The organism is Mycobacterium sp. (assembly GCF_049281135.1).
Classification (GTDB): domain Bacteria; phylum Actinomycetota; class Actinomycetes; order Mycobacteriales; family Mycobacteriaceae; genus Mycobacterium.
On record NZ_JBAPRN010000198.1, the window covers coordinates 1 to 9778 of the forward strand.

Sequence of the window (9778 nt, forward strand, 5' to 3'; positions counted from 1 at the left end):
CACCGGCCCCCACGCCCAACGCGGCCGCTCCAAGGGCGCCGGCAATGGTCGCTCCGGCCATCAGTTGCTTCAGTTTCATGGTCGTTCACCTGTCTACTTGGATATGCAGTGGACGCTTGCCCCCCGACGTACTGAACGCTAAATAGCTAAGCTATGAATCAGCTACGAGAAGCCTCTGCGGACCGTTTGCGCATGTGCTCGCGGTGAATCGCTGTGACGAACGTGCCCGCTCAGTGAGCAGTGGCAATAACCAAGCCGACGTGGTGGTTCATACTGGAACCAACGCCTGAGGACTTCGGGCGGAATTTTCTTACGAGGTGGCTGCGATGACGAGGTTGGACTCGGTCGAGCGCGCGATCGCCGACATCGCGGCCGGCAAGGCTGTCGTCGTCGTGGATGACGAGGATCGGGAGAACGAGGGAGACCTCATCTTTGCGGCCGAGAAGGCCACCCCGGAGTTGGTCGCCTTCATGGTCCGCTACACATCGGGATACCTGTGCGTGCCACTGGATGGCGATATCTGCGACCGGCTTGGACTACTGCCGATGTACGCGGTCAACCAAGACAAACACGGCACCGCTTATACCGTCACTGTCGACGCGAAGCATGGTGTGGGAACTGGTATTTCGGCATCAGACCGCGCAACGACGATGCGATTGCTTGCCGATCCGGACAGCGTGGCGAACGATTTCACCCGGCCCGGTCACGTAGTTCCGTTGCGCGCCAAGGACGGTGGCGTGTTGCGGCGGCCCGGTCACACCGAGGCCGCTGTCGACCTGGCCCGGATGGCCGGACTGTCGCCGGCCGGCGCGATCTGCGAAGTCGTCAGCCAAAAGGACGAAGGCGCGATGGCGCAGACCGACGAGCTGCGGGTCTTTGCCGACGAGCACGGTCTGGCGCTGATCGCTATCGCCGACCTGATCGAATACCGCCGCAAGCACGAGAAGCACATCGAGCGGATCGCTGAAGCTCGCATCCCGACCCGGCACGGCGAATTTCGGGCGGTCGGATACTCCAGCATTTATGAGGACGTCGAGCACGTGGCGTTGGTCCGCGGCGAGATTGCCGGACCCAACTACGACGGCGACGACGTGCTGGTCCGCGTGCACTCCGAATGCCTGACCGGCGACGTGTTCGGTTCACGCCGCTGCGACTGCGGTCCGCAACTGGACGCCGCGATGGCGCTGGTCGCGCGCGAGGGCCGCGGTGTGGTGCTCTACATGCGCGGCCATGAAGGTCGCGGCATCGGGCTGATGCACAAGCTGCAGGCCTATCAGCTGCAGGACGCCGGCGACGACACCGTGGACGCCAACCTCAAGCTCGGATTGCCCGCCGACGCACGGGACTACGGCACCGGGGCCCAGATCCTGGTCGACCTCGGGGTGCGTTCGATGCGGCTGCTGACCAATAACCCCGCCAAGCGGGTCGGCTTGGATGGCTACGGACTGCACATCATCGAGCGGGTGCCGTTGCCGGTGCGCGCCAATGCCGAGAACATCCGGTATCTGATGACCAAGCGCGACCGGATGGGTCATGACCTCGCCGGGCTGGACGATTATCACGAATCCATTCATCTGCCAGGCGAATTCGGTGGTGCGCTGTGACCCAGGATCCGCGCGTATGAGCGGTGCCGGTGTACCCGACATCGCGTCGCAGGACGCTTCCGCACTCACACTGGCGATCGTGGTCAGCACGTGGCACAAGCAGATATGTGACGCATTGCTGGCCGGCGCCCAGAGAATCGCCGACGAGTGGGGCGTCAATGACCCGACGATTGTCCGGGTTCGCGGCGCGATCGAGATTCCGGTCGTCGCGCAGGCCGTGGCCCGTAACCACGACGCTGTCGTCGCGCTGGGTGTGGTAATCCGAGGGGAGACACCGCATTTCGATTATGTATGCGACGCGGTCACTCAAGGGCTGACGCGGGTCTCGCTGGACGAATCCACCCCGGTGGCCAACGGTGTGCTGACCACCAACAACGAGGCGCAGGCCCTGGACCGCGCGGGGCTGCCGGACTCGGCTGAGGACAACGGTGGCCAGGCGACGGCTGCGGCGCTGAGCACCGCGCTCACCCTGCGCCATCTGCGCGAAAAGTCGTGACCGCCAAGCCCGACCAGGCCACCTGGGATGTGCAGCTGCGGCCCCACCTGACCCCGTATGTCGCCTACGCCGCGGCGTTCGTCCTTGTCGCAGCGCACGTGGTGATCGGGCTCCTACTCAAGATCGGGTCCACCGGCGTCATCTTCCAGACCTCCGACCAGATCGCGATGGCGGGGCTGGGTTTGGTGCTTGCCGGGCTCGTGCTGCTGTTCGCCCGGCCACGGCTGCGGGTGGGCGCCACCGGGCTGTCCGTGCGCAATGTGCTCAGCGATCGGTTGGTGCCGTGGGACGACGTGGTCGGAGTCTCTTTTCCGGTCGGCGCACGCTGGGCGCGAATCGATCTGCCCGACGACGAATACATCCCGCTGATGGCCATCCAATCGGTCGACAAGGACCGCGCCGTGGCCGCGATGGACACCGTCCGGAATCTGCTGGCCCGCTACCGGCCCGACCTGGCGTCGCATTAAGCCACTTCTCGCCGAATGTGAAGCCAGCCGCACATTGGGCGCCGAGGGTGAAGCTAGCTTCACAGTCGCGGCGTCGGCCCACCGGACTAGCCTTAGATACCGTGGCTGATCCCGCGTCCTACCGCCCCGCTCCCGGGTCCATCCCGGTCGAGCCCGGCGTATACCGCTTCCGGGATCAGCACGGACGAGTGATCTACGTCGGCAAGGCCAAGAGCCTGCGCAGTCGATTGACGTCGTACTTCGCCGATATCGCGAGCCTGCATCCACGCACCCGGCAGATGGTGACCACCGCCGCCAAGGTGGAGTGGACGGTGGTCAACACCGAGGTCGAGGCGCTGCAGCTGGAATACAACTGGATCAAGGAATTCGACCCTCGGTTCAACGTCCGCTATCGCGACGACAAGTCCTATCCCGTGCTTGCGGTCACCCTCAACGAGGAGTACCCCCGCCTGATGGTCTATCGGGGCCCACGCCGAAAGGGTGTCCGCTACTTCGGGCCCTACTCGCATGCCTGGGCGATCCGGGAGACCCTGGACCTGCTGACCCGAGTCTTTCCGGCTCGCACATGTTCGGCGGGAGTATTCAAGCGGCACAACCAAATCGACCGGCCGTGCCTACTGGGTTATATCGACAAATGCTCGGCGCCATGCATCGGGCGGGTGAGCGCCGAGCAGCATCGCCAGATCGTGCTGGACTTCTGCGATTTCCTGTCCGGCAAGACCGACAGATTCGCCCGTGGCCTCGAACAGCAGATGCACGCCGCGTCAGAAAATCTGGATTTCGAGCGCGCCGCAAGACTGCGCGACGACCTCGGCGCGCTGAAGCGGGCCCTGGAGAAGCAGGCCGTCGTCCTCGGCGACGGCACCGACGCCGACGTCGTTGCTTTCGCAGACGACGACCTGGAAGCCGCGGTTCAGGTGTTCCACGTCCGCGGCGGGCGGGTTCGCGGGCAGCGCGGCTGGATCGTCGAAAAGCCCGGCGATCCAGGTGATTCCGGTGAAGCACAATTGGTCGAGCAATTCCTGACGCAGTTCTATGGCGACCAGGCCGAACTCGACGGTGCCGCCGACGAATCCGCCAACCCGGTGCCTCGCGAGGTGCTGGTGCCATGCTTGCCGCCCAATGCCGAGGAGTTGACCACCTGGCTGTCCGGGTTGCGCGGCTCACGAGTGAACTTGCGGGTTCCGCGGCGAGGTGACAAGCGGGCCTTGGCCGAAACCGTGCAGCGCAACGCCAAAGAAGCCTTGCAGCAGCACAAGCTGAAGCGTGCCGGCGACTTCACCGCCAGATCTGCTGCGCTGCAGAATATTCAAGAGGCGTTGGGTTTGGCCCACGCGCCGCTGCGCATCGAGTGTGTAGACATCAGCCACGTCCAGGGAACCGATGTGGTCGGGTCGCTGGTGGTGTTCGAAGACGGGCTGCCCCGTAAGTCCGATTACCGCCACTTCGCGATCCGGGAAGCGGCCGGCCACGGACGTTCCGACGACGTCGCGTCGATCGCCGAAGTGACCCGTCGTCGCTTCGTGCGGCACATCCAAGATCAAGAGGATCCGAAAATCCTTTCACCGGAGGGTAAGTCACGTCGATTCGCCTATCCGCCCAATCTGTATGTCGTCGACGGCGGTGCTCCACAGGTGAACGCGGCCAGCGCCGTCCTCGACGAACTGGGTGTCACCGACGTCGCGGTGATCGGCCTGGCCAAGCGACTCGAAGAGGTGTGGGTACCCTCGGAGCCCGATCCGATCATCATGCCGCGCAACAGCGAGGGTTTGTACCTGCTGCAGCGGGTGCGCGACGAGGCCCACCGGTTCGCCATCAACTACCACCGCAGCAAGCGATCCAAGCGGATGACCGCGTCCGCGCTGGATGCGGTGCCGGGTCTGGGCGAGCATCGCCGCAAGGCATTGGTTGCGCATTTCGGGTCACTGGCCCGCCTCAGGGAGGCTACGGTCGACGAGATCACTTCCGTTCCGGGCATCGGGGTCGCGACTGCGACCGCCGTGCTCGACGCGCTGCGAGGCGGGGCTGCCGGATCGGATGCCGGAGCGCAAGACCGGATCGCTGAACGGGCATCAGGATGACGGGCGAGGGGATGGACGGGGCGAATCAGACTGGGTCGCTGGAACACGCCGACAATCACGGTGGCACAAATGAATCCGGCATCGACGTCGTTCTGGTCACCGGTTTGTCGGGTGCCGGGCGGGGTACCGCCGCCAAGGTCCTCGAAGACCTTGGCTGGTATGTCGCCGACAACCTGCCGCCTCAACTGATTACCCGGATGGTCGACCTCGGGCTGGACGCGGGATCCCGGATCACGCAGCTGGCCATCGTGATGGACGTCCGTTCCCGCGGATTCACGGGTGACCTGGACTGGGTGCGTAACGACCTGGCCACTCGCGACATCACGCCGCGGGTGCTGTTCATGGAGGCCTCCGACGACATGTTGGTGCGCCGCTACGAGCAGAACCGCCGCAGCCATCCACTGCAGGGCGAGCAGACACTGGCCGAGGGCATTAGCGCCGAGCGCGAGATGCTCGCTCCGGTCCGCGCGACGGCCGACCTGATCATCGACACCTCGACGCTGTCGGTGCGTGAGTTGCGGGAAAGCATCGAACGGGCCTTCGGTGGCGAGACCGTCGCGCAGACCAGCGTCACAGTGGAGTCCTTCGGCTTCAAATACGGTCTGCCGATGGACGCCGACACCGTGATGGACGTCCGCTTCCTGCCCAACCCGCATTGGATTGACGACTTACGGCCGCACACCGGTCAACACCCCGCCGTTCGCGACTATGTGCTCGGCCAGACCGGAGCGGCGGAGTTCCTGGAGACCTACCATCGGTTGCTATCCCTGATTATCGACGGCTACAGCAGGGAGGGGAAGCGCTATATGACCGTGGCGATTGGCTGCACCGGCGGCAAACACCGCAGCGTCGCCATCGCCGAGGCGTTAGCTCAGCTGCTCGAGTCCGACAAGCAGCTGACGGTGCGGGTCTTGCACCGGGATCTGGGCCGCGAATGAGCCTGCGGATTGTCGCCCTCGGCGGAGGACACGGTTTGTATGCGACGCTGTCGGCTGCCCGGCGACTGACGCCGCACGTGACAGCGGTCGTGACAGTCGCAGATGATGGCGGCTCGTCGGGAAGGCTGCGCAGCGAACTCGACGTGGTGCCTCCGGGCGACCTGCGAATGGCATTGGCCGCCTTAGCTTCTGACAGCCCGCACGGCCGACTGTGGGCGACGATCATGCAGCATCGGTTCGGCGGCAGCGGTGCGCTCTCGGGGCATCCGATCGGTAATCTGCTGCTGGCCGGCCTCAATGAGGTGCTCGCCGATCCGGTGGCCGCGCTCGATGAACTCGGCCGGATTCTGGGTGTGCGGGGCCGGGTGCTGCCGATGTGCCCGATCGCGTTGCAGATCGAGGCTGACGTCTCCGGTCTGGAGACCGACCCACGGATGTTCCGGGCGATCCGTGGTCAGGTGGCGATTGCCACGACGCCGGGAAAGGTGCGCCGCGTGCGGCTGCTGCCCGGTGATCCGCCGGCCACCCGGCAGGCCGTCGACGCGATCATGTCGGCCGATTTGGTGGTGTTGGGACCCGGCTCGTGGTTCACCAGCGTGATCCCCCATGTACTGGTACCGGGGCTGGCCGCGGCGCTGCAGGCGACGACGGCCCGGCGCGCACTGGTGCTCAACCTGGTCGCCGAGCCGGGGGAGACGGCGGGTTTCTCGGTCGAACGTCATCTGCATGTACTCGCTCAGCACGCCCCAGGGTTCACTGTGCACGACGTGATCATCGACGCCGAACGGGTGCCCAGTGAACGGGAGCGCGAGCAACTGCGGCGCACGGCAACCCTGCTAGATGCCCAGGTTCAGTTCGCGGATGTGGCCCGGCCTGGTACACCTTTACATGACCCGGGCAAGCTGGCCGCGGCGCTGGACGGAGTGAGCGTGCGCGACTTGGGTCAGCCGCCGTCTGCGACGTCCACCGACGCGATGGCGGTCGAGCAGGAACGTCAGCAAACCGGGGAAGATAGACCGGGTCGCAACGGACCAAGGGGTGACGACGCGTGGCGATGACGGCCGAAGTCAAGGACGAGTTGAGCCGCCTGGTGGTGACCGCGGTGAGCGCGAGGCGTGCCGAGGTGACCTCACTGCTGCGGTTCGCGGGCGGTCTGCACATCGTGGCCGGCCGTGTGGTCGTCGAAGCCGAGGTGGATTTGGGCAGCATCGCGCGACGGCTGCGTAAGGACATCTTCGACCTGTACGGCTACAACGCGGTCGTGCATGTGTTGTCCGCCAGCGGAATCCGCAAGACGACTCGTTACGTGTTGCGGGTTGCCAACGATGGCGAGGCGCTGGCCCGCCAGACCGGGCTGCTCGATCTGCGTGGTCGGCCGGTGCGCGGCTTGCCCGCGCAGGTCGTCGGCGGCAGCATCGGCGACGCTGAAGCCGCGTGGCGTGGAGCGTTCCTGGCGCACGGTTCGCTGACCGAGCCGGGCCGGTCCTCGGCGCTGGAGGTCAGCTGCCCCGGCCCAGAGGCGGCACTGGCCTTGGTGGGCGCGGCACGGCGGCTGGGAATCAGTGCCAAAGCGCGTGAGGTGCGCGGCGCCGACCGGGTGGTGGTCCGTGATGGCGAGGCCATCGGTGCCCTGCTGACCCGGATGGGCGCCCAGGAGACCCGGTTGGTCTGGGAGGAGCGGCGGATGCGCCGCGAGGTCCGAGCGACGGCGAATCGTCTGGCGAATTTCGACGACGCGAATCTGCGCCGTTCGGCGCGCGCCGCGGTGGCCGCGGCCGCCCGGGTCGAACGGGCGCTGGAAATACTAGCCGGCACCGTGCCCGATCATTTGGCTGCGGCGGGCAAGTTACGCATCGAGCACCGGCAGGCCTCCCTGGAGGAATTGGGCCGGCTGGCTGACCCGCCGATGACGAAAGATGCTGTGGCGGGCCGTATTCGGCGACTGCTGTCGATGGCCGACCGTAAGGCGAAGGTCGATGGTATTCCCGATACCGAATCGGCGGTGACCCCGGACCTGATGGAAGACGCCTGAGCCGGTTTGCCGCGCGGGCGTGGTGATGCCGTTACATTGTTTTCGCCAACGGTGGCACACCTGAAACGAGGCCGTCATGGGATTCATCACCCCGGACCTTCCAGACGTCGACCCCGAAACCTGGCATACGCTGCCGGCCGCCGACAGGATGCAGGTGGTCACCCGGCATTGGGTGGAGCACGGTTTCGGCGCGCCGTCGGCGATCTATCTGCTCTACCTGTTCAAGATGGCTGCCTACGCCGCAGGTGCCGCCGCGGTCATTTCGCTGACCCCGGGTCTGGGCGGACTGGGAGATATCGAGACCTGGTGGACCCAGCCGATCGTGTACCAGAAGCTCATCATTTTCACGCTGCTGTTCGAGGTGTTGGGGTTGGGCTGCGGGTCAGGCCCGCTCACCGCGCGGTTCTGGCCTCCGATCGGCGGCTTCTTGTATTGGTTGCGGCCCAGAACAATTCGTCTCCCGCCCTGGCCGCACGAGGTTCCGTTCACCAGCGGCGACACCCGCAGTATTTTCGATGTCGGCTTGTACGTAGTCATTTTGGCGTCCGGCGTATGGGCGCTGTTGGCGCCTGGCCATGGCGGATCAGTCACGGGGGGCGGCGATCTCGGTCTGATCGATCCCGTTCTGGTGGTGCCGCTGATCGTCGCGCTGGCGCTGCTGGGGCTGCGCGACAAAACGATCTTCCTGGCCGCCCGCGGCGAGCACTACTGGCTGAAACTCCTGGTGTTCTTCTTTCCGTTTACCGATCAGATCGCCGCCTTCAAGATCGTCATGCTCGGGCTGTGGTGGGGTGCCGCGACGTCGAAAATGAATCACCATTTTCCCTATGTGGTGGCGGCAATGACGAGCAACAACGCGCTGCTGCGCGGTAAAGCATTCAACTGGTTGAAGCGCCGGCTTTATCGTGACCCGGTCAACGACTTGCGTCCCACCTGGATACCCAAGGTGATGGCCCACGTCGGTGGCACCACAGCGGAACTGATCGTTCCGGGAGTGCTGGTCTTCGTCGCCGGCGGTCAGCCGTGGCGATGGGCATTGATCGCCTTCATGGTGGTCTTCCACCTCAACATCATTTCCAACCTCCCGATGGGAGTTCCGCTGGAGTGGAACATCTTTTTCATCTTCTCGCTGTTCTACCTGTTCGGGCACTACGGCAGCATCTCGATCTACGAACTCAGTTCACCGTTGCTGCTGGCGATGCTGTTGGCAGCCCTTCTGGTGATTCCGATTGTCGGAAACATGTTCCCAGAACAGATTTCGTTCCTGCCGGCATTGCGCTACTACGCAGGCAACTGGGCGTCGAGTGTGTGGTGTTTCCGCGACGGCGTTGAGGACAAGATCGACTCCAACGTCATCAAGAGCTCGGCGCTGACCGCCAAACAGGTTGCCAGGCTCTACGGCCCGGCCACCGCCGAGATCATCAGCGACAAAGCCCGAGCCTTCCGGTCGATGCACGTCCACGGCCGTGCGCTCAACGGACTGCTGCCGAGGGCGCTGGAGAACGAGTCGGATTACGTGCTGCGCGAGGGCGAAACCGTCGCCGGGCCGCTGATCGGCTGGAATTTCGGCGAAGGCCACCTACATAACGAGCAGTTGGTGCAGGCGGTCCAACGGCGCTGCCAGTTGGACGAGGGTGATCTGCGGGTGATCATCCTGGAAGGTCAACCGATTCAGACGAAGAAACAGTGGTACCGCATTGTCGACGCGAAGACCGGATTGATCGAAGAAGGCTACGTGTCCGTCGACGACATGCTGGCCCGCCAGCCCTGGCCCGAAGCCGATGACGAGTTGCCTGTCCACCCGGTATGACCACTGAGGAGGTGGTCGGCCCGGCGGCGCGATCGGAGTGACCTGAACCACCGAATTCGCTCCGCATTCCCGCAGCTACTAGGCTGGCGGCGAGCATTTCGTCAGCCACGAAGGAGAGACACGTGACGGTCCGGGTAGGCATCAACGGCTTCGGCCGAATTGGACGCAACTTCTACCGGGCCTTGCTGGAGCAGCAGGCCGCGGGTGCCGATACCGAGATCGAGTTGGTCGCGGCAAACGACCTGACCGATAACGCGACATTGGCGCACCTGCTGAAATTCGACTCGATCCTCGGCCGGCTGCCGTTCGACGTCAGCCTGGAAGGCGAGGACACCATCGTCGTCGGCGAC

9 protein-coding genes are annotated in these 9778 nt (G+C 64.9%); all 9 read left to right on the forward strand.

From position 1 onward, the window contains the following. Positions 1–326: 326 nt before the first annotated feature. Positions 327–1604, forward strand: coding sequence for a bifunctional 3,4-dihydroxy-2-butanone-4-phosphate synthase/GTP cyclohydrolase II (locus tag WAN02_RS08250; protein ID WP_422263667.1), 1278 nt, complete (start codon positions 327–329; stop codon positions 1602–1604). A gap of 16 nt (positions 1605–1620) precedes the next feature. Next, positions 1621–2100, forward strand: a complete 480-nt coding sequence (ribH, locus tag WAN02_RS08255; protein ID WP_422263668.1) for a 6,7-dimethyl-8-ribityllumazine synthase — start codon at positions 1621–1623, stop codon at positions 2098–2100. Next, entirely contained in the window at positions 2097–2567 is a 471-nt protein-coding gene (locus WAN02_RS08260; RefSeq protein ID WP_422263669.1) for a PH domain-containing protein, read from the forward strand. Before ribH ends, WAN02_RS08260 begins: the two co-directional genes overlap by 4 nt. A 101-nt stretch (positions 2568–2668) precedes the next feature. Beyond that, positions 2669–4648, forward strand: a complete 1980-nt coding sequence (gene uvrC / locus WAN02_RS08265) for an excinuclease ABC subunit UvrC (protein WP_422263670.1) — start codon at positions 2669–2671, stop codon at positions 4646–4648. Positions 4649–4659: 11 nt separating this feature from the next. Further along, positions 4660–5586 carry an RNase adapter RapZ gene (gene rapZ, locus WAN02_RS08270; protein WP_422263674.1) on the forward strand — a complete coding sequence of 309 codons (927 nt, stop codon included), beginning with the start codon at positions 4660–4662 and terminating at the stop codon, positions 5584–5586. Further along, entirely contained in the window at positions 5583–6644 is a 1062-nt protein-coding gene (yvcK, locus tag WAN02_RS08275; RefSeq protein WP_422263671.1) for a uridine diphosphate-N-acetylglucosamine-binding protein YvcK, read from the forward strand. Before rapZ ends, yvcK begins: the two co-directional genes overlap by 4 nt. Further along, on the forward strand, positions 6641–7618 hold the full coding sequence (gene whiA / locus WAN02_RS08280; protein ID WP_422263675.1) for a DNA-binding protein WhiA: 978 nt from the start codon (positions 6641–6643) through the stop codon (positions 7616–7618). The genes yvcK and whiA overlap by 4 nt, the downstream gene beginning before the upstream one ends. A gap of 76 nt (positions 7619–7694) precedes the next feature. Further along, positions 7695–9428, forward strand: a complete 1734-nt coding sequence (locus tag WAN02_RS08285) for a DUF3556 domain-containing protein (RefSeq protein WP_422263672.1) — start codon at positions 7695–7697, stop codon at positions 9426–9428. A gap of 122 nt (positions 9429–9550) precedes the next feature. After that, on the forward strand, positions 9551–9778 hold a 228-nt coding region (locus tag WAN02_RS08290), incomplete at its 3' end, for a glyceraldehyde 3-phosphate dehydrogenase NAD-binding domain-containing protein (RefSeq protein WP_422263673.1).

Bases quoted from the DNA above. Each gene is read 5' to 3' on its own strand.
- whiA (WP_422263675.1), top strand. From the start codon at position 6,641: ATGACGGCCGAAGTCAAGGACGAGTTGAGCCGCCTGGTGGTGACCGCG.
- WAN02_RS08285 (WP_422263672.1), top strand. From the start codon at position 7,695: ATGGGATTCATCACCCCGGACCTTCCAGACGTCGACCCCGAAACCTGG.
- yvcK (WP_422263671.1), top strand. From the start codon at position 5,583: ATGAGCCTGCGGATTGTCGCCCTCGGCGGAGGACACGGTTTGTATGCG.
- WAN02_RS08250 (WP_422263667.1), top strand. From the start codon at position 327: ATGACGAGGTTGGACTCGGTCGAGCGCGCGATCGCCGACATCGCGGCC.
- ribH (WP_422263668.1), top strand. From the start codon at position 1,621: ATGAGCGGTGCCGGTGTACCCGACATCGCGTCGCAGGACGCTTCCGCA.
- rapZ (WP_422263674.1), top strand. From the start codon at position 4,660: ATGGACGGGGCGAATCAGACTGGGTCGCTGGAACACGCCGACAATCAC.